This window comes from Pseudomonas multiresinivorans (assembly GCF_012971725.1).
GTDB lineage: Bacteria > Pseudomonadota > Gammaproteobacteria > Pseudomonadales > Pseudomonadaceae > Pseudomonas > Pseudomonas multiresinivorans.
The window spans coordinates 4,632,465-4,654,487 of the sequence record NZ_CP048833.1 but is presented as its reverse complement, the minus strand read 5'-3'; the positions used below and the strand labels follow the sequence as shown (position 1 = coordinate 4,654,487).

The 22,023-nt window shown below is 65.9% G+C and carries 24 protein-coding genes; 15 read left to right on the top strand and 9 right to left on the bottom strand.

The genetic code is table 11. The annotated features are described in order from the left end of the window. Positions 1-31: 31 nt before the first annotated feature. Genes G4G71_RS21130 through G4G71_RS21095 form a run of 8 tightly spaced genes read left to right on the top strand, consistent with a single transcriptional unit; the run spans position 32 to position 6,056 of the window. Complete coding sequence (locus G4G71_RS21130; protein WP_169939907.1) at positions 32-778, top strand: heme ABC transporter permease; 747 nt, start codon at positions 32-34, stop codon at positions 776-778. Continuing rightward, complete coding sequence (ccmD, locus tag G4G71_RS21125) at positions 775-951, top strand: heme exporter protein CcmD (RefSeq protein WP_169939905.1); 177 nt, start codon at positions 775-777, stop codon at positions 949-951. The genes G4G71_RS21130 and ccmD overlap by 4 nt, the downstream gene beginning before the upstream one ends. After that, positions 948-1,433 (top strand): cytochrome c maturation protein CcmE, encoded by a 486-nt coding sequence (gene ccmE / locus G4G71_RS21120; protein ID WP_045212029.1) that lies wholly within the window; start codon positions 948-950, stop codon positions 1,431-1,433. The genes ccmD and ccmE overlap by 4 nt, the downstream gene beginning before the upstream one ends. Position 1,434: 1 nt before the next feature. After that, positions 1,435-3,408: a heme lyase CcmF/NrfE family subunit gene (locus G4G71_RS21115; RefSeq protein ID WP_169939903.1), complete on the top strand. Its 1,974-nt coding sequence runs from the start codon at positions 1,435-1,437 to the stop codon at positions 3,406-3,408. Positions 3,409-3,410: 2 nt separating this feature from the next. Continuing rightward, a complete protein-coding gene (dsbE, locus tag G4G71_RS21110; RefSeq protein ID WP_017520316.1) occupies positions 3,411-3,953 on the top strand; it encodes a thiol:disulfide interchange protein DsbE in 543 nt (180 codons plus the stop codon). Further along, positions 3,950-4,420, top strand: a complete 471-nt coding sequence (locus G4G71_RS21105; RefSeq protein ID WP_169939901.1) for a cytochrome c-type biogenesis protein — start codon at positions 3,950-3,952, stop codon at positions 4,418-4,420. Before dsbE ends, G4G71_RS21105 begins: the two co-directional genes overlap by 4 nt. Continuing rightward, complete coding sequence (gene ccmI / locus G4G71_RS21100; protein ID WP_169939899.1) at positions 4,417-5,628, top strand: c-type cytochrome biogenesis protein CcmI; 1,212 nt, start codon at positions 4,417-4,419, stop codon at positions 5,626-5,628. The genes G4G71_RS21105 and ccmI overlap by 4 nt, the downstream gene beginning before the upstream one ends. 23 nt (positions 5,629-5,651) lie before the next feature. After that, positions 5,652-6,056: a hypothetical protein gene (locus tag G4G71_RS21095; RefSeq protein ID WP_169939897.1), complete on the top strand. Its 405-nt coding sequence runs from the start codon at positions 5,652-5,654 to the stop codon at positions 6,054-6,056. A 166-nt stretch (positions 6,057-6,222) separates the two neighbouring features. Here the strand turns inward: G4G71_RS21095 and G4G71_RS21090 are convergent, their stop codons facing one another. Further along, positions 6,223-7,425: a GGDEF domain-containing protein gene (locus G4G71_RS21090; RefSeq protein WP_169939895.1), complete on the bottom strand. Its 1,203-nt coding sequence runs from the start codon at positions 7,423-7,425 to the stop codon at positions 6,223-6,225. A 264-nt stretch (positions 7,426-7,689) separates the two neighbouring features. On the opposite strand from G4G71_RS21090, the gene G4G71_RS21085 reads away from it, so the two are divergent. The 3 genes from G4G71_RS21085 (at position 7,690) to G4G71_RS21075 (ending at position 11,205) form a co-directional block, all read left to right on the top strand. After that, positions 7,690-8,424 (top strand): lipoate--protein ligase family protein, encoded by a 735-nt coding sequence (locus tag G4G71_RS21085; protein WP_240964823.1) that lies wholly within the window; start codon positions 7,690-7,692, stop codon positions 8,422-8,424. A gap of 58 nt (positions 8,425-8,482) precedes the next feature. After that, positions 8,483-10,297, top strand: a complete 1,815-nt coding sequence (locus G4G71_RS21080) for a monovalent cation:proton antiporter-2 (CPA2) family protein (protein WP_169939891.1) — start codon at positions 8,483-8,485, stop codon at positions 10,295-10,297. A gap of 83 nt (positions 10,298-10,380) precedes the next feature. Further along, entirely contained in the window at positions 10,381-11,205 is an 825-nt protein-coding gene (locus tag G4G71_RS21075) for an enoyl-CoA hydratase/isomerase family protein (RefSeq protein ID WP_169939889.1), read from the top strand. A gap of 19 nt (positions 11,206-11,224) precedes the next feature. Here the strand turns inward: G4G71_RS21075 and G4G71_RS21070 are convergent, their stop codons facing one another. Next, positions 11,225-11,491, bottom strand: a complete 267-nt coding sequence (locus G4G71_RS21070) for a hypothetical protein (protein WP_169939887.1) — start codon at positions 11,489-11,491, stop codon at positions 11,225-11,227. 491 nt (positions 11,492-11,982) lie between these two features. Beyond that, a complete protein-coding gene (locus G4G71_RS21065; protein ID WP_054907310.1) occupies positions 11,983-12,705 on the bottom strand; it encodes an RNA pseudouridine synthase in 723 nt (240 codons plus the stop codon). Positions 12,706-12,809: 104 nt separating this feature from the next. Between G4G71_RS21065 and G4G71_RS21060 the strand changes: the two genes are divergently transcribed. Next, positions 12,810-13,433, top strand: coding sequence for a hypothetical protein (locus tag G4G71_RS21060; protein ID WP_169939885.1), 624 nt, complete (start codon positions 12,810-12,812; stop codon positions 13,431-13,433). 22 nt (positions 13,434-13,455) lie between these two features. On the opposite strand, the gene G4G71_RS21055 is transcribed toward G4G71_RS21060, so the two are convergent. The 3 genes from G4G71_RS21055 to G4G71_RS21045 form a co-directional block, all read right to left on the bottom strand. Beyond that, positions 13,456-14,064, bottom strand: coding sequence for a DUF4893 domain-containing protein (locus tag G4G71_RS21055; protein WP_169939883.1), 609 nt, complete (start codon positions 14,062-14,064; stop codon positions 13,456-13,458). Between the two features lie 54 nt (positions 14,065-14,118). Beyond that, positions 14,119-15,219 (bottom strand): AI-2E family transporter, encoded by a 1,101-nt coding sequence (locus G4G71_RS21050; protein ID WP_169939881.1) that lies wholly within the window; start codon positions 15,217-15,219, stop codon positions 14,119-14,121. Positions 15,220-15,403: 184 nt separating this feature from the next. Beyond that, the gene (locus G4G71_RS21045; RefSeq protein ID WP_024765957.1) at positions 15,404-15,604 is read right to left on the bottom strand and encodes a hypothetical protein; all 201 of its coding nucleotides are present in this window, start codon (positions 15,602-15,604) and stop codon (positions 15,404-15,406) included. 157 nt (positions 15,605-15,761) lie between these two features. Between G4G71_RS21045 and G4G71_RS21040 the strand changes: the two genes are divergently transcribed. Both G4G71_RS21040 and G4G71_RS21035 read left to right on the top strand, forming a co-directional pair. Next, entirely contained in the window at positions 15,762-17,534 is a 1,773-nt protein-coding gene (locus G4G71_RS21040; RefSeq protein WP_169939879.1) for an ABC transporter transmembrane domain-containing protein, read from the top strand. A 171-nt stretch (positions 17,535-17,705) separates the two neighbouring features. After that, a complete protein-coding gene (locus G4G71_RS21035; protein WP_024765959.1) occupies positions 17,706-18,542 on the top strand; it encodes a CvfB family protein in 837 nt (278 codons plus the stop codon). Positions 18,543-18,546: 4 nt separating this feature from the next. Here G4G71_RS21035 and G4G71_RS21030 read toward each other — a convergent pair whose 3' ends face one another. From G4G71_RS21030 to G4G71_RS21020, 3 genes are all read right to left on the bottom strand, one after another. Continuing rightward, positions 18,547-18,960 carry a DUF5064 family protein gene (locus G4G71_RS21030; RefSeq protein WP_169939877.1) on the bottom strand — a complete coding sequence of 138 codons (414 nt, stop codon included), beginning with the start codon at positions 18,958-18,960 and terminating at the stop codon, positions 18,547-18,549. Positions 18,961-19,016: 56 nt separating this feature from the next. Further along, positions 19,017-20,447: an arginine-ornithine antiporter gene (gene arcD, locus G4G71_RS21025; protein ID WP_169939875.1), complete on the bottom strand. Its 1,431-nt coding sequence runs from the start codon at positions 20,445-20,447 to the stop codon at positions 19,017-19,019. Positions 20,448-20,636: 189 nt separating this feature from the next. Continuing rightward, entirely contained in the window at positions 20,637-21,191 is a 555-nt protein-coding gene (locus G4G71_RS21020) for a magnesium transporter (protein WP_169939873.1), read from the bottom strand. Positions 21,192-21,411: 220 nt separating this feature from the next. On the opposite strand from G4G71_RS21020, the gene def reads away from it, so the two are divergent. After that, positions 21,412-21,951, top strand: a complete 540-nt coding sequence (def, locus tag G4G71_RS21015) for a peptide deformylase (protein WP_169942743.1) — start codon at positions 21,412-21,414, stop codon at positions 21,949-21,951. The last annotated feature ends 72 nt before the right edge of the window (positions 21,952-22,023 follow it).

Sequence of the window (22,023 nt, the reverse complement as noted above, 5' to 3'; positions counted from 1 at the left end):
GGCAGACTAGAGCTTTGAAATACAGAGCCTGATGATGAACTGGACTTGGTTTCACAAACTTGGCTCGCCCAAGTGGTTCTACGAGATCAGCGGACGCTGGCTGCCGTGGTTCGCCGTCGCCGCGATCCTGCTGATGGTCGCCGGCACCGTCTGGGGCCTGGCCTTCGCGCCGCCGGACTACCAGCAGGGCAACAGCTTCCGGATCATCTATATCCACGTGCCGGCAGCGTTCCTCGCCCAGTCCTGCTACGTCATGCTCGCCGTGGCCGGCGCCATCGGCCTGATCTGGAAGATGAAGATCGCCGATGTCGCCGTGCAGTGCGCCGCGCCCATCGGCGCCTGGATGACCTTCGTCGCGCTGGTCACCGGGGCTATCTGGGGCAAGCCAACCTGGGGCGCCTGGTGGGTCTGGGACGCGCGCCTGACCTCGATGCTGATCCTGCTGTTCCTGTATTTCGGCATCATCGCCCTGGGCCAGGCCATCACCAACCGTGACAGCGCCGCCAAGGCCTGCGCCGTGCTGGCCATCGTCGGCGTGGTGAACATCCCGATCATCAAGTACTCGGTGGACTGGTGGAACACCCTGCACCAGCCGGCCACCTTCACCCTGACCGAAAAGCCGCCGATGCCGCCGGAGATGTGGATTCCGCTGCTGATGATGGTCGCCGGCTTCTACTGCTTCTTCACCGTGGTGCTGCTGATGCGCATGCGCCTGGAAGTGCTCAAGCGCGAAGCGCGCACGAGCTGGGTCAAGGCCGAGGTGGAGCGCGCGCTATGAGTTTCCAGTCTTTCTCCGATTTCGTCGCCATGGGACACCATGGCCCTTACGTGTGGTCCGCCTACGCGATCTGCCTGGTGGTCCTGGCGATCAACGTCGTCTCGCCGATCGTGGCGCGCCGGCGTTACCTGCAAGAAGAGGCGCGTCGTCTGCGCCGGGAGGCCAGCAAGTGAATCCGGTCCGCAAGAAGCGTCTGTACATCGTCCTCGCCATCGTCGCCGGCGTTGGCGTCGCCGTCAGCCTGGCGCTGTCGGCCCTGCAGGAAAACATCAACCTGTTCTACACCCCGACCCAGATCGCCAACGGCGAAGCCCCGCACGACACGCGTATCCGCGCCGGTGGCATGGTGGAGAAGGGGTCGCTCAAGCGCTCGGCGGATTCGCTGGACGTGGAGTTCGTGGTCACCGACTTCGCCAAGGAGGTGACGGTGAAGTACCGCGGCATCCTCCCGGACCTGTTCCGCGAAGGGCAGGGCATCGTCGCCTTGGGCAAGATCAACGAGGCTGGCGTGCTGACCGCCGATGAAGTGCTGGCCAAGCACGACGAGAAATACATGCCGCCGGAAGTCACCAAGGCGCTCAAGGACAGCGGCAAGCTGGAGCATTACGAAGCCAGCCAGAGCGGCAACGCAGCGCCGCAACAGGGGAGCAACTGACATGGTTCCCGAACTCGGCCACCTCTCGCTGATCCTCGCGCTGTGCATGGCGCTGGTGATGTCGTTCTTCCCGCTGGTCGGCGCCTGGCGCGGCGATCGCCAGTGGATGAGCCTGGCGCGCCCGGCAGCCTGGGGACAGTTCGCCTTCCTGCTGTTCTCCTTCGGCTGCCTGACCTGGGCCTTCCTCCACGATGATTTCTCGGTGGCCTACGTCGCCAGCAACTCCAACAGCGCGCTGCCGTGGTTCTACAAGTTCAGCGCCGTGTGGGGCGCCCACGAAGGTTCGCTGCTGCTCTGGGCACTGATCCTCGGCGGCTGGACCTTCGCCGTGTCGGTGTTCTCCCGCCAGTTGCCGGAAGTGATGCTGGCCCGCGTGCTGGCCGTGATGGGCATGATCAGCACTGGCTTCCTGCTGTTCCTGATCATCACCTCCAACCCCTTCAGCCGCCTGCTGCCGCAAGTGCCGGCCGACGGCAACGACCTCAACCCGTTGCTGCAGGACCCCGGCCTGATCTTCCACCCGCCGATGCTCTACATGGGCTACGTGGGCTTCTCGGTGGCCTTCGCCTTCGCCATCGCCGCGCTGCTCGGCGGCCGCCTCGACGCCGCCTGGGCGCGCTGGTCGCGGCCCTGGACGCTGGTGGCCTGGACCTTCCTCGGCGTTGGTATCGTGCTGGGCTCCTGGTGGGCCTACTACGAACTGGGCTGGGGCGGCTGGTGGTTCTGGGACCCGGTGGAAAACGCCTCGTTCATGCCGTGGCTGGTGGGCACCGCACTGATCCACTCGCTGGCGGTGACCGAGAAGCGCGGCGTGTTCAAGAGCTGGACCGTGCTGCTGGCCATCGCCGCCTTCTCGCTGAGCCTGCTGGGCACCTTCCTGGTTCGCTCCGGCGTGCTGACCTCGGTACACGCCTTCGCCTCGGACCCTGAGCGTGGCGTATTCATCCTGGCCTTCCTGCTGGTGGTGGTCGGTGGCTCGCTGACGCTGTTCGCCCTGCGCGCGCCGGTGGTCAAGAGCCAGGTCGGCTTCGCCCTGTGGTCCCGCGAGACCCTGCTGCTGCTGAACAATCTGATCCTGGTGGTCACCGCCTCGATGATCCTGCTGGGCACCCTCTACCCGCTGGTACTCGACGCCATCAGCGGCGCCAAGCTGTCGGTCGGCCCGCCGTACTTCAACGCGCTGTTCGTGCCGCTGATCGCCATCCTCATGCTGGCCCTGGCGGTCGGTGTGCTGGTGCGCTGGAAGGACACTCCGACCCGCTGGCTGCGCAACATGCTCACCCCGGTGCTGATCGGCACCGTGGTGCTGGGCGGCCTCGGCAGCTTCCTGTATGGCGAGCTGCACTGGGAAGTGCTGACCGTGTTCATGCTGGCGGCCTGGGTGGTGCTGGCCGGCGTGCGTGACTTCTTCGACAAGGTCCGCCACAAGGGCGTGATCGCCGGTGCCGCGGGCCTGAACCGCAGCTACTGGGGCATGCAGCTGGCGCACTTCGGTATCGCCATCTGCGCCATCGGCGTGGTGCTCACCAGCCAGTTCAGCGCCCAGCGCGACCTGCGCATGGCGCCGGGCGAGTCGGTCGAGCTGGCGGGTTACCAGTTCCGCTTCGAAGGCACCCATCACTTCGAAGGGCCGAACTTCACCTCCGACAAGGGCACCATCCGCGTCACCCGCAAGGGCTCGGAAGTGGCCGTGCTGCACCCGGAGAAGCGTCTGTACAGCGTGCAGAACTCGATGATGACCGAGGCCGGGATCCACGGCAGCCTGACCCGCGACCTCTACGTCGCCCTGGGCGAGCCGCTGGACGACGGTGCCTGGGCGGTGCGCGTGCACATCAAGCCCTTCGTGCGCTTCATCTGGCTCGGCGGCCTGCTGATGGCCCTGGGGGGCGTGCTGGCGGCGCTCGACCGTCGCTACCGGCTGAAAGTGAAAACGCGTGTACGCGAGGCCCTGGGCCTCGCCGGACAGGGAGCTTGAGTGTGAAGCGTGCGATTCTGCTGTTGCCCCTGGCGATCTTCCTGGTCGTCGCGGTATTCCTCTTCCGTGGCCTGTGGCTGGACCCCAGCGAGTTGCCCTCGGCGCTGATCGGCAAGCCGTTCCCGGCGTTCTCCCTGCCCAGCGTCACCGAGCCGGGCAAGACCTACACCGAGGCCGATATCAAGGGCAAGCCGGCGCTGGTCAACGTCTGGGGCACCTGGTGCCCGACCTGCCGCTTCGAGCATCCGGTGCTGACCGACCTTGCCGCCAAGGGCGTGGTGATCTACGGCATCAACTACAAGGATGACGGCGCCGCCGCGCAGAAGTGGCTCAAGGAGCTGCACAACCCCTACCTGCTGAACATCGCCGACGCACAGGGCACCCTGGGCCTTGACCTGGGCGTCTATGGCGCGCCCGAGACCTATATCATCGACAAGGACGGCATCATCCGCCACAAGCTGGTAGGCGCCGTCGACGAGAAGGTCTGGCGTGAACAGCTGGCGCCGATCTATCAGGGCCTGGTCGACGAAGCGGAGGGCAAATGAAGCGCCTTCTCGCTGTTGCAGCCTTGGGCCTGGCCCTTACCGGCATCGCCCACGCCGCCATCGATACCTACGAATTCGCCAATGACGCCGAGCGCGCACGCTTCCGTGACCTGACCACCGAGCTGCGCTGCCCCAAGTGCCAGAACCAGGACATCGCCGACTCCAACGCGCCGATCGCCGCCGACCTGCGCAAGCAGATCTACACACAGATGGCGGCTGGCAAGAGCAACCAGCAGATCGTCGACTACATGGTCGACCGCTACGGCGAGTTCGTGCGCTACAAGCCCGAAGTCAGCGAGCGCACCTGGCTGCTCTGGTTCGGCCCCGCCGCACTGCTGGGCCTGGGCGTGATCGTCATCGGCGCCATCGTCGTGCGCCGCCGTCGCCCGGCCGCTGCCACTTCCACCACGCTGTCCGCCGAGGAGCAGGCGCGTCTCGACCAATTGCTGGATAACCAAGACAAATGATCGATTTCTGGCTCGCCGCCGGCCTGCTGTTGCTGGTAGCCCTGGCATTTCTCCTCGTCCCTCTGCTGCGTGGCCGCAAGGCCCAGGCCGAGGAAGACCGCACCGCCCTCAACGTCGCCCTGTACCAGGAACGCCTGGCAGAGCTGACTGCCCAGCGTGACGCCGGGACCCTCGACGACACCCAGCTCGAAGCCGGCCGCGCCGAAGCGGCCCGCGAGCTGCTCTCCGATACCGAAGGTGCCAGCGAGGACCGTCGCTCGCGCCTGGGCCGTGCGGCGCCGATGGTCGTCGCACTGGTCCTGCCATTCCTCGCCCTGGGGCTGTATCTGCACTGGGGCGCCAGCGACAAGGTCGCCCTGGCCCGCGAATTCGCCACCGCTCCGCATTCCATGGAAGAAATGACCACTCGCCTGGAGCGCGCGGTCCAGGCCCAGCCGGATTCCGCCGAGGGCTGGTACTTCCTCGGCCGCACCTACATGACCCAGAACCGCGCCGGCGATGCTGCCAAGGCCTTCGAGCAGGCCGCGCGCCTCTCCGGGCGCCAGCCGGAAGTGCTCGGCCAGTGGGCCCAGGCGCTGTACTTCGCCGGTGACAAGGCGCTGACCCAGCAGGTCCGCGAGCTGGCCGACGAAGCGCTGAAGAAGGACCCGCAGGAAGTCACCACCCTCGGCCTGCTCGGCATCGCCGCCTTCGAGGACGAGAAGTACGCCGACGCCATCGACTACTGGGGCCGCCTGGTTGCCGTGCTGCCGCAGGACGATCCGTCCCGCAGCGCCATTGCCGGTGGCATCGAGCGCGCCCGCCAGCGCATGGTCGAGAAGGGCGAGACCCCGCCGGAGGCTCCTGCCGCTGTGGAAACCGCCGGTGTGACCCTGAAGGTGAAGGTCGACCTGACCGCCGCCGTGAAGGGCCAGGTCAAGCCGGACGACAGCGTGTTCGTCTTCGCCCGCGCGGTGAGCGGCCCGCCGATGCCGCTGGCGGTGAAGCGCCTGAAGGTGTCCGACCTGCCCAGCGAGGTTTCCCTCAGCGATGCCGACGCGATGATGCCGCAGCTCAAGCTCTCGCAGCACCCGCAGGTGCAGCTCGTCGCGCGGATCTCCCGTGCCGGCAATGCCATCACCGGCGAATGGATCGGACGCAGCGAAGCGTTGTCTACTGCCAACGCGGGCGAGCAGAGCGTCACCATCGACAGCCCGGATCAGAAGTAAGACGAACAAGAGAGGGTTGAGCGATGAAGGGCAGAGTGCTGGCGCTGGGCGCCATGCTGGTACTGGGTGGTTGCGTGGTGCAGCCACAACAGCCGGAGCAACCGTCTTCGCCGATACCGCCGCCCTCGCAGCCGAGCAAGCCGATCCCGCCGGCCAAGACATCCAGCTCGCCTATCACCCCGCAGCCCAGCGCTGCACCGGCCGCCAAGCGCCCGACCCAGTTCGCCCCGCCGCCCGGTGGCAAGGGGCGCTGGGATGCCAGCCTGGGCGTCTATGTGATCCAGGGCCAGAAGGACCTCTACTATCGCCAGCGCACCTACTACCACTGGGACAGCGGCTGGTACTGGGGTGTCGGCCCGCAAGGCCCCTGGACCGAGACCGACAGCAGCGGCGTGCCGCCGGGGCTGACGCGCAAGTACGCGCAGTAACGCTCCCTCGCACGAACAACTGCCTTCATCTGCGGTCTCGTCGGGTGCGTAGGAGCGGACTCCGTCCGCGATCGGCTGGCCGCGCTCTCTGGTGGGCCGGAGCGGTGGTGAATCTATCGCGGACGGAGTCCGCTCCTACGCCATCCGCGAGCGCCTGCAGGATGCATCAATCGAACGTCCCCATCTCCGTCCCCAGTTCGATCACTTCCACCCGATTCCGTCCGCTCGCCTTGGCCTTGTACATCGCCTTGTCCGCTGCTGCGTAAAGTCCCTCGTAGGTGCCGGGAACGCCCGCTTCCAGGCAGGCGATGCCGAAGCTGGCGGTGAGGTAGAGCAGGCCGTCCTTCATCGGCAACGGGGTTTCCTCCAGCAGGCGGCGCACCTTTTCGGCGATGACCCGAGCCTGGGGCTGGGTAGTGTCGGGCAACAGCAGCAGGAACTCTTCGCCACCCAGGCGCGCCACGCTGTCGCCGGTGCGTGTGTAGTTGCGCAGGAGCGTGGCGGTATGGCGGATCACTTCATCGCCCAGTGGATGGCCATAGCGGTCGTTGATGAACTTGAAATGATCCAGGTCCACCATGAGCAGGCTGATGGGCGCAGGCTGGCGCGCGACGCGGGACAGCTCCATGCTCACCAGTTGGTCGAACTGGCGGCGGTTGAACAGTCCCGTCAGCGGGTCGTGGCCGGCGAGGTATTCCAGCTGGCGGTTCTTTTCCTCCAGCTCGAGCCGTTGCTGGCGGAGGAACTCGCGCTGGCGCAGGTTGCGCACATGGCCATGCCAGAGGATGAAAGACAACACCACGCCGATGCCGCAGATGGTCAGCCCGCCCATCTGGTTGGACAGGCGCAGTTGCGGGTTGGCCTGGGTCAGCGCCATCGTCAGCTCAAAGGCGGCGAAGGCGAGAATGTAGAGCGTGATGGCCAGTCGTGGCCGCAGCAGCAGAATCAGCGCGGTGGCCACTGAGGCCATGAGGAAAGGGGTGATGCTGCTGGTTACTTGCTGATCGGCGCCGGTGATGGCGACGCCAAACCCCAGCAGCAGGGCGCTGCCCAGGATGGTCAGCAGTTGCATGTACCAGAGTGCGACGCTGCGTCGTGGCCGCGAGGCGAGCCAGGCCAGCAGGCCGAGCAGGAAAAACAGCACGGCGACCGTGGCGTGGACCCGGATGATATCCATCCTCCAGCCGTCGTGTTCCGGGCTTGCCCCTTGCAGGTTGAGCCTGAACACGATGATGTGGATCAGATCGAACAGCACGGCCAGCGGGGCGGATAGGTACAGGCGCCGCAGGTTTTCCCGGGCGATCGGCAGCGCCAGTGCGTCGTTGACGGCAATGGCATGGTGCAGCCGCTGAAGCAACGTCCTGGACACGGGCTCTGGCCTCCTGCGTAAGTGCCGGCCAGCAACAGAATAGACGCGCAGCCGTTGGGCTGCGGTGCCGATCGCGCCCGAGGTCATCCGATGCGACGGACTGACAGTCACAATCTTCTATCGAGAAACTTCCGGGTTCGGCAGCAAATTGGTCTGAAACATTGTCGGATAATCCCTCTGCGGGCATAGTCCGCAACCCGGACCGCGCCAGGGAAGCTGTCGCGAAACCGATGCAGCCGCATCATCAACCCCAAGGATGCTGTCATGAATCCCAAGGACGCCGTCGTGAAAAGAGTGCAACGACTGTCGGCGCAGCAAGGTCTGGACGCCGAGCGTACGCTGCTCGACGCTACCTTCGTCGGTGAGCGTGACAGCGGTCTGCTGTTCTGGAGCCCGCTGGAGCAGTCGCTGGTGATGCCCCGCCGACTAAGCCGCCTGGAGGGCTTCGCCGCCGCCGAAGCCGCCTGCGAAGAGCTCGGCTGGCCGATCGCCCTGCGTGATACCGGCGGCGAGCCGGTGCCGCAGTCTGCCGGGGTGCTCAACGTCGCGCTGGTCTATGCGATCCCGCCGAGCGACAACGAGCAGACTCGCATCGAAACCGCCTACCTGCGCCTGTGCCAGCCGCTCTGCGACTGGCTGGCCGCCCTCGGCCTCGATCCGGGCCTGGGGGAAGTGGAGGGCGCCTTCTGCGATGGCCGCTACAACGTCAACCTGGGTGGTCGCAAGCTGGTGGGCACCGCCCAGCGCTGGCGTCGCCGGCCGAGCGACGGGCGCTATGTGGTACTGGCCCATGGCGCCATCCTGATGGAAAACCAGCGCGAGCCGATGGTCGATGCGGTGAACGCCTTCTACGAGAATTGTGGGCTCGACGCCCGCGTGCGCGCCACTAGCCACGTGGCGCTGGATGAGCGGTACGAACAGCCCTGGGACCAGGTGGACGCCCTGGCCGGGCAGTTCCAGCGGCACTTGCTGGCCGAGGGCGTGGCGCTGGATGTGTGATACGAACGACGTGGGTGGATCTTCGCTTCGCCCCAACCCTTCCAAGGAGTCTTGATACATGGAACATGGGACGAATTACCTGCAATCCACGGTGGTCTTCCTGATCGCCGCGGTGTTCATGGTGCCGTTGGCCAAGCGCCTGCAGCTCGGTGCTGTGCTGGGCTACCTGCTCGCCGGGGTGATCATCGGGCCGTACCTGCTGGGCCTGATCGACAACCCGGAAAGCGTCGCCAGCCTTTCCGAGCTGGGCGTGGTGCTGCTGCTCTTCATCATCGGCCTGGAGCTGTCGCCCAAGCGCCTCTGGGTGATGCGCAAGCAGGTATTCGGCGTGGGCCTGGCGCAGGTGCTGCTGACCGCCCTGGCACTGGGTAGCCTCGCCGTGCTGGTGTTCGAGTTGCCGGTGAATACCGCCGTGGTGATCGGGGGCGGCCTGGCGCTGTCGTCCACCGCCTTCGGTCTGCAGATCCTCGCGGAGCGCAAGGAGCTCAATAGTCCCTATGGACGCCTGGCGTTCGCCATCCTGTTGTTCCAGGACATCGCCGCAATCCCGCTGATCGCCATGATCCCGCTGCTGGGCGCGCGCGCCGACAGCCTGGCTCCCGGTGGCGATGTCGCCCATGTGATCGAGGTGGTGGGCAGCATTGCCGTGGTCGTGATCGGCGGGCGCTTCCTGCTGCGCCCGGTATTCCGCTCGGTGGCGCGTACCGGTCAGGCGGACCTGTCCACCGCCACCGCCTTGCTGGTGGTGGTCGGTACGGCGTGGTTGATGGAGGAGGCCGGCGTATCCATGGGGCTGGGCGCCTTCCTCGCCGGCCTGCTGCTGGCGGATTCCGAGTACCGCCATGAACTGGAAGCGCAGATCGAACCCTTCAAGGGCCTGTTGCTGGGGCTGTTCTTCATCAGCGTGGGCATGAGTGCCGACCTCGGCCTGCTCAAGAACGAGCCGTTCCGGGTCATCGGCCTGACCCTGCTGCTGGTGGCGATCAAGCTGCCGCTGCTGTTCGTCATCGGCCGTCTGGCCGGTGGTCTGGACAAGGTATCGGCGCTGCGCCTGGGCGTGCTGCTCGGCGCGGGTGGCGAATTCGCCTTCGTGGTGTTCAAGCTGGCGGCGGCGCAGGGACTGATGGACGCCGACATGCATTCGCTGCTGGTGCTGGGCATCACCCTGTCCATGGCGATGACGCCGCTGATGGTGCTGGCCCTGGCACGCAGCATCAAACCCAAGCCCGCGGTACTGCGCGAGCCGCCGCCGGAGTACAGCCAGCTGCCGGACGACGCGCCGCGCGTGGTGATCGCCGGCATGGGCCGGATGGGCCAGGTGGTCGCCCGTATCATGCGCGCCCAGGGCGTGCCCTTCGTCGCGCTGGACACCTCGGTGGACACCATCGAGCTGACCCGCAGCTACGGCAATATCCCGATCTTCTACGGCGACCCGCTGCGCCCGGAAATCCTCCGTGCCGCCCAGGTGGAGAAAGCCGAGTTCTTCGTCGTCGCTACCGACGACCCGCAGACCAACATCGAGACCGCGCGGCTGGTGCGCAAGCTCTACCCGCACATCAAGGTCATCGGCCGGGCGCGTAACCGCCAGCACGTCTATCACCTGCTGGACGTCGACGCGACGCCGGTGCGCGAAACCTTCCACTCGAGCCTGGAAATGAGCCGACTGCTGCTCACCGGCCTGGGCCTGAACGAGGAGCAGGTCGGCGCGCGCATCCGCCGCTTCAAGCGTCACGACGAGGCGGTGCTGATGGCCCAGTACCGCGTCTACGACGACGAGAAAGCCGTCGTTCAGACGGCCCGCGAGGCACGCAAGGAACTGGAAACCCTGTTCGAGGCGGACCACCTGGAAGACCAGGGTATCGGCCACCACTGATGGGCCATTCCGCGCATCGATAGTGCTGGGGCGGGCCGCTCGCCCCGGCGCATCCTCAGGCCTTCGCAACGGAGGCCCCATCGATGAGCGACTACCGCACTTTCACCCGTGAAGACCGCAACGGCGTAGCCGTGGTGAGCTTCCGTCACCCGCCGATCAACCTGATCGACCGCGCCATGGTCATCGACCTGCTGCACCTGGCCGATGAGCTCGAGCGCGATGCCGATATCCGCGTGGTGTTGTTCCGCAGCAGCAACCCGGACTTCTTCCTTGCCCACTACGACCTCGGCAGCCAGCTGGACGCGCCGCCGATGAAGCTGCCCGCCGGCATGGCCAGCCCGCTCAGCGCGCTGTTCAGCCGTTTCAGCCGGTTGCCGCAGGTGACCATTGGTGAGCTGCGCGGCCGTGCTCGCGGTGCCGGCAGCGAATTCCTGCTGGCGCTGGATATGCGCTTCGCCTCCCGGGAACGCGCGCTGCTCGGTCAGCCGGAGGTCGCGGTTGGCTTGTTGCCTGGCGCGGGCGGTACGGTGCGCCTGGCGCAGATGCTCGGCCGGGGCAGGGCGCTGGAGGTCTGCCTGGGCGGCGAGGATTTCGATGCAGATACCGCAGAGCGCTATGGCTGGATCAACCGGGCACTGGCGGACTCGGAACTGGAAGGATTCTGCGAGGCTCTGGCACGACGCATTGCGGCCTTCCCGGCGGCGGGCATCGCCCATGTGAAGGCGGTGGTGGATCAGGTAACGGTGGCGGATCAGGCGGCGCTGGCGGAGGAATCGCAGCGCTTCGTCGGTGACATGTCTGCACCCGGAACGGTGGAGCGGGTGCGCTGGATGATGGACAACGGTGGCCAGCGGGACGGGGAGCTCGAACGCGACCTGGGGGCTGCGCTCGGGCGCTACCCGGGCTGAATCGCTGGCGAGGACGGCGTCACGCGGTCTTCGCCAGGATCGACTCGTTCGCCACGGCGACCAGTACCGGCCGGGCCAGCTGATGCCTGACTGCCGGACGCGGCTGGCGGCTGACCGAGGGGCGACGGTCGGGGATGACCACGGCCGAGCCCGGCGAGCGCAGGGTCAGCACGGCAATGACGCTGAGCAGCACTACGGCGGCGAGCACGATGCTGGCCAGGGCGACGTAAAGCAGCAGCTCCACCAGGGAGCCAACGAGCAGCAGGAAATCGAGAATGACTTGCATGGTGGTGTCCTCTTGACGATCCGTTGGGGGTGTCTCGCGAGTAGCTCGTTCGCCCCTGCGGCCCGACTGCGGGGCCGGCGAATCTCCTGCCAGCGAGTTGATGGGGCAAAGATGCCGCGCGCGGACTATCAAGAGAACTGAATGCGTCGACTGGTGACTATCGACGTTATCGATAACGGCTGGAAGCCGCGTGGCAGAGAGGCTCTTTGCTGGATGTGGGGCGGTGGTTCGTGCAGGAGCGCGCCCACAACGCTTTTCTAAAAAAGCGGTCTGCCCCTTTAGGGAAAGTCCTGCTCTGAGGCTGGCCCTCTCCCTAACCCTCTCCCTGAAGAGAGAGGGGACCGTTCGGAACAGGACGAAACTATGATGTCAGTCGGTACGATCTGCTCCCTCTCCCTTCGGAGCGGGGCGCGGAGCCAGGGCGGGGGAGAGGGAGCCCAGGCAGGGACGATCGGAGGACGGCGGTACTTGCTCCTTTTGCAGAAGCCGGCTCAGAACTTCTCGCCCGGCTGCAGGAAGCGCCACTGGCCGGCGGGCAGCTTGCCCATGGCCACGCCGCCCAGGCGCAGGCGGCGGATCGACAGGGCATGCAGACCGACGGCGCGGCACATGGCGCCGATCTGCCCGGGGCGGAACTGCTTGCCGGCGAAGCGCAGGCGGTTCTCGCTCTGCCAGCTGACCTTCAGCGGCGGCAGCTCGCGGCCGTCGATGACCAGGCCACGGCACAGGCGCTTCAGGCCATTGTCGGCGATCTGCCCGCTGACCTCGACCACGTACTCGTGCTCGATGTTGTCCGCCTCGTCCACCAGCCGGCGCTGCACGCCGCGGCTCTGGGTGTAGACGAGCAGGCCGCTGGCGTCGGTCTCCAGCACCGTGGTGTTGAACTGGTGGCCGAAGTGCTTGCGCAGCAGGCGTTGCTGCAGGTTGTCCTCGGCCCAGCGCTTGTCCGGCGTCAGCAGTTGCTGGGCGGAGTTGGCGCCGTTGCCGCTGCCCAGGCCGACCGGCTTGTGCACCAGGATGGTCACCGGCGGAATCGGGTCGGCGGAGGCGCCCGGCAGCAGTTCGATGCGCTGGGCGTCGACCTTGAATTGCGGCTCTTCCACGCGCTGGCCGTCCACCGTGACCCAGCCGCCCTCGATGTACAGCTCGGCTTCGCGGCGCGAACAGGGCAGCAGCTCGGCGAGGCGCTTGGACAGGCGGATGGCTTCGGACATTTCGGGTAACCAGGCAGGGGAAAGCATCCATTGTAACCGCAAGCCGGCGGAATGATCCGCGCGGCTTCCGGTCACAACTCCAGAGCAATCAAAGAGGAAGCGCGATGCGGATCACCCTGATTGACGGCCTGGGCTGGGACCTGGACGAACACGGCAGCGGCGGCCTGATCAACAGGCGTGGCGAGAAGGTGCACCTGCGCCAGGGCGACATGGACGGCGCGTGCGGCCCGTACTGCCTGGTGATGGCGATGCTGGCGCGCAACCAGCTCGGCCGGCGCGCGGCCAAGGGCCTGGCGCCGGTGGATTCGCGCACCCGCTACGGGCGGCTGATGGAGGCGTTGAACGCGCACGAGACGCTGGTGCGCGTTGGCACCACCGGCGCTGACCTGCTGGAGCTGCTCAAGGTCATCAGTGACAAGGAATACCGCGTCGAGCGTGGCAACGGTACGCGGATGGTCGAGCTGACCCGGCGCCATCTGGACGAGAATATCCCGGTGGTGCTGGGCTTCCACGGCCGCAAGGACAGCGATATCCGCCACTGGTGCCTGGCGGTGGGGATGAGCGACGACGCCTTCTTCCTTCTCGACCCGGCGCACGACCTGCAGCGCGGGCTGGCCTGGAACGCGGTGCTCACCACCCAGGCCAATGGCTCGCGCTTCGGTTATCGCTACCTCAACGCGAAAGGTACCTGGGCGGTGACGCTCAAGGAAATGGTGGCGCTGCTCTAGGCCTTTGCTGGTGTGGCAGGGCTCAGCGAGTGAAGCGGAACAGGTTGTAGCCACCCAGTTGCTCGGGCACCAGCAGCACGAAACCGTCGTGCGAGTTGCGCACCACGCCGACCACGTCGCTCTCGCGCGCCGCCGTCTGCTCCAGGCCGCTGTAGCCCACCTGCGGGTCGTCGTTCACCGAAGCGCCGCCGACGAATACCAGCTGCTTGTCGTCCAGGCGTTGCAGATAGCCGCTGATGCGCTGCGAACCGCTGGTCTTCTCCAGGTACAGGCCCTTGGGCGTTTGCCGCACCGAGCACTTGAAGTTCGGGTAGCCGTACAGCGCTTCCGTTTCGATCTGTACCGAGCGGCATTTCCAGTTCCCGGTCAGGGCCGTGTCGGCCAGTGGTTCGGGATCTTCCAGCACGATGCGGTACAGATTCAGCGCTTCGTTGCGGGTGGTCTCGTCTTCACTCTGCTGGAGCTGGTCGAGCAGATGCTTGACCTCGCCATCGAGGGTCGTCAGGCGCTGCTGGTCGGCAGCGTTGACCACGGCGGGCCAGACGATCGTGGTGTCGTCGGCGAAGGCCAACGGGGAGAGCAGCAGGCCGGCGGCGAGCAGGGCGGCGGTGAGGGAGCAGCGTTTCGACATCTTGTGCATTCCATTGCAGGGGAAATCCCGTGGTGTAAGCCGCGGGCGAGGGGGTCAGGGGGCTGGTGGCTCGATGGGCGGAGCGACGGGCGCCTCGCGCTCGTGGACCCACGACATGAACAGCTCGTAGCCCAGCGCCAGTACCACCGGGCCGACGAACAGGCCGATGATGCCATTGCTGAGCATGCCGCCCAGCGCGCCGATCAGGATCACCGGCATCGGCACCTTGCCGCCGCGGCCGAACATCAGCGGCTTGAGGACGTTGTCGGAGAGGCCGCCGGCCATGGTCCAGATCGTGAACAGGATGGCGACCAGCAGCGAATCGTTGGTCATGAACACATAGATGATCGCCGGGATGGTGATCAGCACCACCGGCAACTGGGTGATGCCCAGCAACAGGACGCCCAGGGCCAGCAGGCCGGCGCCGGGGATGCCCATGACGACGAAGCCCAGGCCGAGGATCATGGTCTGGATGAAGGCCACGCCGACCACACCCTGGGCTACCGCTCGGATGGTGCCGGTGCACAACTCGGCCAGCCCCGGTCCGCGGTCCGGGCCGGAGATACGGATGGCGATGTCGCAGGAGGTTCGGCTGCCCAGTTCGCCGTAGGCCATGATGATGCCGGCGATGACGAATGCCGCGAGGAACTGCATCAGGCCCATGCCCGCACCCGCCGCCTGACCCGCCAGGGTCTTGGCGACGCCCTGCAGGTGCGGGGCCATCTGGTGGACCACACCCATGAAGTCGGTGGCCACACGTGTCCAGAAGGGATAGACGTACTGCCCGATCACTGGCCAGGCCTGTACCGAGTCGGGCGGCAGCGGAATCTGCAGGGTGCGGTTCTGGATGGCGTGTACCAGGTCGCGCACCGAATCGGCCATCGACATGCCGATCACCACCACCGGCACCAGCAGGATCACCAGGCCGAGGATCACGATCAGCGTCGCCGCGCTGTTGGTCCGTCCGCCCAGCCAGCCACTGAGCAACTGATGCAGTGGGTAGAGGGTGATGGCGAGGATCACCGACCAGAGCATGAGGTCGAGGAAGGGGTGGAAGATGCGGAAGCAGAACAGGGCCAGCAACAGGATCAGGCCGGCGCGGATCAGCACATCGAGCAGGTTGCGCGACAGCAGCTTTTCCGGGGAGGGCAGCATGGGGTGCTCCTTGCAGCGGGCGCGACGTGGCCCAGTCCTTAACTATCGGCGGACTCTGCCCGAGTGCAAGGTGTTCAGGCAATAAAGGAAGTTCGGTATTGCGCGGCGATCGAGAAAAGCGGGAGGGGAAACAGCGGGGGAGGCGGGCAGCCTGCCGAAGTTCGGCAGGCCTGCCGGCGGGGTATTACTTCTTGCCGAGGCTGATATGGCGGCTCGGTGCGCCGTAGTTCTGACCGGTCACGCCCTTGGCGATCTGCTGGATCTCACCGCCGGAGTTCAGGAAGGCGGCGATCTGGGCTTCCAGAGCTTCGCTGGTCGCGGTAGCGGCGGGAGCCTTGGGGGCGGCTTTCTGGCGGGTGGAGGGCTTGGTAGTCATATCTGCCATACCTGTCTGCGCAAATTGGCCGCCCATTGTACATCAAACGAGCAGCTTTCGGGGCGGTCATGGAACGAACGGCCCCATTCGGCTGCCTGAATCGTCCTTCGCGCGCGGTGTGGCGGCAGTGCTACCCTCTGCGCACTCCGGCCTTTCAGAGCCTGCCATGTCCCTGCTGTCGTCCCGCCAGCGCAATGCCTTGCGCCTGGCTCGCTCGTTCCTCGCACCCTACCGCTGGCGTGCCCTTGGCGCGTTGCTGGCGCTGCTGTTCACCGCGGCCATCACCCTGTCCCTGGGGCAGGGCATCCGCCTGCTGGTGGACCAGGGCTTCATCACCCAGTCCGAACAGTTGCTCACCCGCGCCATCGGCATCTTCTTCGCCCTGGTGTTGTGCCTGGCGGTGGGGACCTTCGTGCGCTTCTACCTGGTGTCGTGGATTGGCGAACGCTTCGTCGCCGATATCCGCCAGCGCGTGTTCGACCACCTGATCGAACTGCACCCCGGCTTCTACGAGAACAACCGCGCTTCGGAAATCCAGTCGCGCCTGACCGCCGACACCACGCTGCTGCAGTCGGTGATCGGCTCCTCGCTGTCCATGGCGCTGCGCAATGTGCTGATGCTGCTGGGCGGGGTGATCCTGATGTTCTTCACCAACGCCAAGCTGACCAGCATCGTGGTCGCTTCGCTGCCGCTGGTGATCGCGCCGATCCTGCTGTTCGGCCGTCGCGTGCGCAGTCTGTCGCGGCTCAGCCAGGATCGTGTGGCGGACGTCGGCAGCTACGTCGGCGAATCCCTCGGCCAGATCAAGACGGTACAGGCCTACAACCACCAGGCGCAGGACCGCGCGCGCTTCGGGCGCACGGTGGAAGACGCCTTCGACACCGCGCGCAAGCGCATCATGCAGCGCTCCTGGCTGGTCAGCGTGGTGATCCTGCTGGTGCTGGGCGCCGTCGGTGTGATGCTCTGGGTCGGCGGCATGGACGTGATCGCCGGGCGCATCAGCCCCGGCGACCTGGCGGCTTTCGTGTTCTACAGCCTGATCGTCGGCATGGCCTTCGGCACGCTGAGCGAGGTAATAGGGGAGCTGCAGCGCGCCGCCGGCGCGGCCGAACGTATCGCCGAGCTATTGCGGGCGCGCAGTGAAATCCATGCACCGTCCAGCGACCTGCTGCGTTTGCCCGAGCGCATTGTCGGCAGCATCGATCTGCAGGGCGTGCATTTCGCCTATCCGTCGCGCCCGGATCAATGGGCCATCGATGGCATCGACTTGCGTGTGGAACCGGGCGAAACCCTGGCGCTGGTGGGGCCGTCGGGCGCGGGCAAGTCCACCCTGTTCGACCTGCTGCTGCGCTTCTACGACCCGCAGCAGGGGCGCATCCTGATCGACGGGCAGCCCATCGCCCGGCTCGATCCGGCGGACCTGCGCCGCAGCTTCGCACTGGTTTCGCAGAACCCGGCGCTGTTCTTTGGCACGGTGGAGGAGAACATCCGCTACGGCCGCCCCGGCGCCAGCGATGCCGAAGTGGAGGCTGCCGCCCGTGCAGCTCACGCCCACGAGTTCATCCTGCGCCTGCCCGAGGGTTATCGGACTCATCTGGGGGAGAGCGGCCAGGGGCTTTCCGGCGGCCAGCGCCAGCGCCTGGCGATTGCCCGCGCGCTGCTGGTGGACGCGCCTATCCTGTTGCTCGACGAAGCCACCAGCGCGCTGGACGCCGAGAGCGAACACCTGATCCAGCAGGCGCTGCCGGGGCTGATGCGTGATCGCACCACGCTGGTGATCGCCCACCGCCTGGCCACGGTACTCAATGCCGACCGTATAGCGGTGATCGAGCACGGTCGCCTGGTGGCGTTGGGGCGGCATACCGAACTGGTGACCACGAGCCCGCTGTACGCGCGCCTGGCGGAGCTTCAGTTCGGCCAGGCCGAGCAGAACCTGTAGGAGCGAGCTTGCTCGCGAACTGCTTAACTCCGGAGCTGCCGCAAAGCAGGGTTCGCGAGCAAGGGCTGGGCGCCCCCCTCGGTCCTACAAAAAGCCGGGCGTTCGGCGGCTTGAGGCGCATCCTTGCGCCAATGCGCGTAGAATGCCCGCCCCGTTCACGAGGTAAGCGTCATGGCAGTCATAGGTCGGTTCAATTCGTTGCAGGTGGCCAAGCACACCGATTTCGGTCTCTACCTGGATGGCGAAAGCCACGGCGAAATCCTGCTGCCCAAGCGCTACGTGCCCAAGAACGAACCCACCGAGGTGGGCGACTGGCTGAACGTGTTCATCTACCTGGACAGCGAAGACCGCCTGATCGCCACCACCCAGAAGCCCAAGGTGCAGGTCGGCGGTTTTGCCAGCCTCAAGGTGGTGGAGGTCAATCGCATCGGCCTGTTCCTCGACTGGGGGCTGCCCAAGGACCTGTTGCTGCCGCACTCGGAAGAGAAACGCCCGCTGCAGGTTGGCGATTACTGCGTGGTCTACGTCTATCTCGACGAGCGCAGCCGCCGCATCACCGCCACCGCGCGCCTGGACCGCTACCTGGACAACACCCCGGCGAACTACAAGGCCGGCCAGGAAGTCGACCTGCTGGTCGTCGAGCGCACCGACCTGGGCTACAAGGCGATCATCGAAGGCAAGCACTGGGGGCTGATCCACAAGAACGAAGCGTTCAAGTTCCTGCGTGGCGGCCTGCGTGAGAAGGGCTACATCAAGGAAATGCGCGCCGACGGCAAGATCAGCCTGAGCCTGCAACCGGCCGGCGCGGGGCTCTCGGATGCCCTGAGCGAGAAGATCCTCCAGGCTCTGCGCGATGCCGGCGGCAAGCTGGCGATCAGCGACAAGAGCCCGCCGGAACTGATCGCGCAGCAGTTCGGCGTCAGCAAGGGCAACTTCAAGAAGGCCATCGGCGGCCTGTTCAAACAGGGCCTGATCGTCATCCACGACGATCGCATCGAACTGGCCTGACGGCTCAGCCGCGCCCGCGGACGATGGATTCGGCCACCGCGCAACGCGGCTCGGCCGGGGCCAGCGAGCCCATGCGTTGCAGGTCGACCGGCGTGCCCGGCTCGGCCTTCAACTGGCGACGCAGGTCGTCGAACACCCGGTCATGCTCCCTGCGAAAGCGCAGCACCGGCCCGCTGCAGACCCGCAGGCCATGGCGGCGCAGGATGCGCGTGGCGCTGCCGGCGAAGTTGAAGGCGATATCGCCGGGCAATTCGAAACCGTCCTTGAAGGGCTGGCCGTCGATCTCGCCATCCAGCTCGAATTTCACTGTCGCATCACGGCTGGCGGCATTTTCCACGACGTAGCTCATGCGAATACGGTACTGCTGCCGGTCGAGGCCGGCGGTGGAGTGGATGGTGACCTGAGCGGGAACGGTCATTTTTTCTCCTGGTAACGCAAGCCCGCGACCAAAGCCGCGGGCGTTCGATATTGGGCTCAGAGGCTCAGCTGTCCGGAATAGAGACCGTAGCCGGCGCCCAGCGTCGCGGCCAGCAGGACGGCGAATATCAGCCCTTCCGCCTTGCTGAACACGCGCTCGCCACGCTCGCGCTTGGCCATGATGAACAGCACCACGCCCGGGGTGTAGAGCAGCGCCGAGAGCAGCAGGTGATCCATGCCGCCGGCATACACCAGCCACAGACTGTAGATGAGTGCGATGGCGCCGATTACCAGGTCCTTGCGGCGCTCGCGCAGCAGCCCTTCATAGCTTTCCCCGCGCAGGCACAGCAGCACGGCGTAGCCGGCGGAGAACAGGTAAGGCAGCAGCGCCATGGATGCGGCCAGGTACACCAGGCTGGTGTAGGTGCTGGCGGCGAACAGGGTGACGATCAGGAATACCTGCACCGTGGCGTTGCTCAGCCACAGCGCGTTGACCGGCACGTCCGCTTTGCTCTCCCGGGCGAGGAACCTGGGCATGGTGTGGTCCTGGGCGGCGGCGAACATGATTTCCGCGCTCAGCAGAATCCACGCCAGCAGTGCGCCGAACAGCGAGACGACCAGCCCGGCAATGATCAGCACGGCGCCCCAGTGACCGACCACGTGCTCCAGCACGTAGGCCATGGACGGGTTGGGCAGGCCGGCCAGTTGCGCCTGGTTCATCATGCCCATGGACAGCACGTTCACCAGCACCAGCAGCGCCATCACCGAGACGAAGCCGATCACCGTGGCGGTGCCGACATCCGAGCGCTTCTTCGCGTGGCCTGAGTACAGGTTGGCGCCCTCGATGCCGATGAACACCCAGACGGTGATCAGCATCATGTTGCGCACCTGGCTCATCACGCTGTCGAAATCGACATGACCGTGGCCCCAGAAATCGGCAGTGAACAGGTCCATGTCGAACGCCGCCAGGCCGATCAGGATGAACAGGACGATGGGCACGACCTTGGCGACGGTGGTGATCTGGTTGATGAAGGCCGCTTGCTTGATCCCGCGCAGGATCAGGAAGTGCAGACCCCACAGCAGCAGCGACGAGCAGGCGAAGGCGATGACGGTGTTGCCTTCGCCGAACACCGGGAAGAAGTAGCCCAGCGCGCTGAAGATCAGCACGAAGTAACTGACATTGCCGAGCATGGAGCTGAGCCAGTAACCCCATGCCGAGTTGAAGCCGATGTAGTCGCCGAAGCCGGCCTTGGCGTAGGCGTAGACGCCGGCATCGAGTTCCGGCTTGCGGTTGGACAGGCTCTGGAAGACGAAGGCGAGCATCAGCATGCCGATACCGCTGATCGCCCAGCCGATGAGGACGGCGCCGGGGCTGGCGCTTTTAGCGACGTTCTGCGGCAGCGAGAAGATGCCGCCGCCGATCATGGAGCCGACCACCAGGGCGGTGAGTGCGGCCAGGCCGAGTTTCTGGTTGGGCGATGTGGGCATTTCCCAGCCTCCTGGATGTGAATGGATTCGCATATTTTCGAATCCGCCCGGAGGCACTCGGCTGATATATATCAATAGCAAGCTAACGGTTTCTGAACGCGACCTGAACGGCTCGTGTCAACCTTCAATGGCGCGCACACCGGGGGCCGCGGGTCACCAGAACCACGGAGAAGAGGCTGGCGCTTGCCGCTACATCATGTGGCGGAAACGGTTCCAGGCCTGCTCGACGGAAAGCCACCAGGCCGGCATGGCGCTGCCGAAGCCGGCGATCTCCAGGCGCGGGTGGTGGCGCACCACCATGTCCAGCACCGGTTCCTGCTCAGGCTTCACGTCGACGAAGAACACGTGGCGGCCTTCCTGCAGGTTGTCCTGGAAGCGACGCACGTCGCCGCTGGGGCGCTGCAGGCCGAAGAAGCTGCTTTCCCACAGGCTGAAGCCCAACAGCACGGCGGCGAGGAAGATCACGGGGATCCAGCCGGCCGCTGACTGCGTCCAGCCACTCAGATAGCCGACCACCAGTACCAGCACGGCCAGTGCGGCACCGATCATCAGGCCGATCTTGCCCCAGTGCACCACGTCCTTCTTCATCATCGAGGGCACTTCATGCAGGCGGTGTTCTTCCAGTTCCGCGTCGCTGTCGCTGAGTACATGCATCTGCTCGATGCCGATGCCGCTTTCGGAGAGTTCCTGCTCGGCCTGTTCCAGATCGTCCAGGTTGTCGCTGATGTAGTAATGCCTGTTCATGACGAACCTCGCGCCCCTCGGAAATAAAAGATCCCCCCAGGGTTTCAACCGTGATCTGCCGCGATTCCCGGCGAATCTCCGGTGTTCGATGAATGTCGTCGTGGATCAGTCTAACACCGGGGTGGCGTGGCTCGCGGGGCACTGCCGGGCGGTCGCGGGCTTGCCAGGCGGCGTGGGAGGGCAGAGGATGCCGGTCTCACCCCATGACGACGAGGCCAAGATGATCCGCGAGATTCTCAGGATGGGCGACGAGCGCCTGCTGCGCATCGCCCCGCCAGTGCCCGAGTCGATGATCGGTAGCGCCGAGCTGCAGCAGTTGATCGACGACATGTTCGAGACCATGCACCACGTTGGCGGCGTTGGCCTGGCCGCGCCGCAGATCGGCGTGGACCTGCAGTTGGTGATCTTCGGTTTCGAGCGCAGCGAGCGCTACCCGGATGCACCGGCGGTGCCACCGACCATCCTGCTCAACCCGCTGATCACGCCTATCGGCGACGAGCTGGAGGAGGGCTGGGAGGGCTGCCTCTCGGTCCCCGGCCTGCGTGGTGCGGTGGACCGTTACCGGGCCATCCGCTACCAGGGCGTCGACCCCCATGGCCAGCCCATCGACCGTACGGTGGAGGGTTTCCATGCGCGGGTGGTGCAGCACGAATGCGACCACCTGATTGGCCGGCTGTACCCATCGCGCATCACCGATTTCAGCAAGTTCGGCTTTACCGAGGTGCTGTTCCCGGGGCTCGATCCGAACGCGGATGACTGACAGCAGCTCGAGCTGTTCTCCGTAGGAGCGAACTTGCTCCTACAGCAGGTGTTGGTTCTGCGCGCGTTTGCC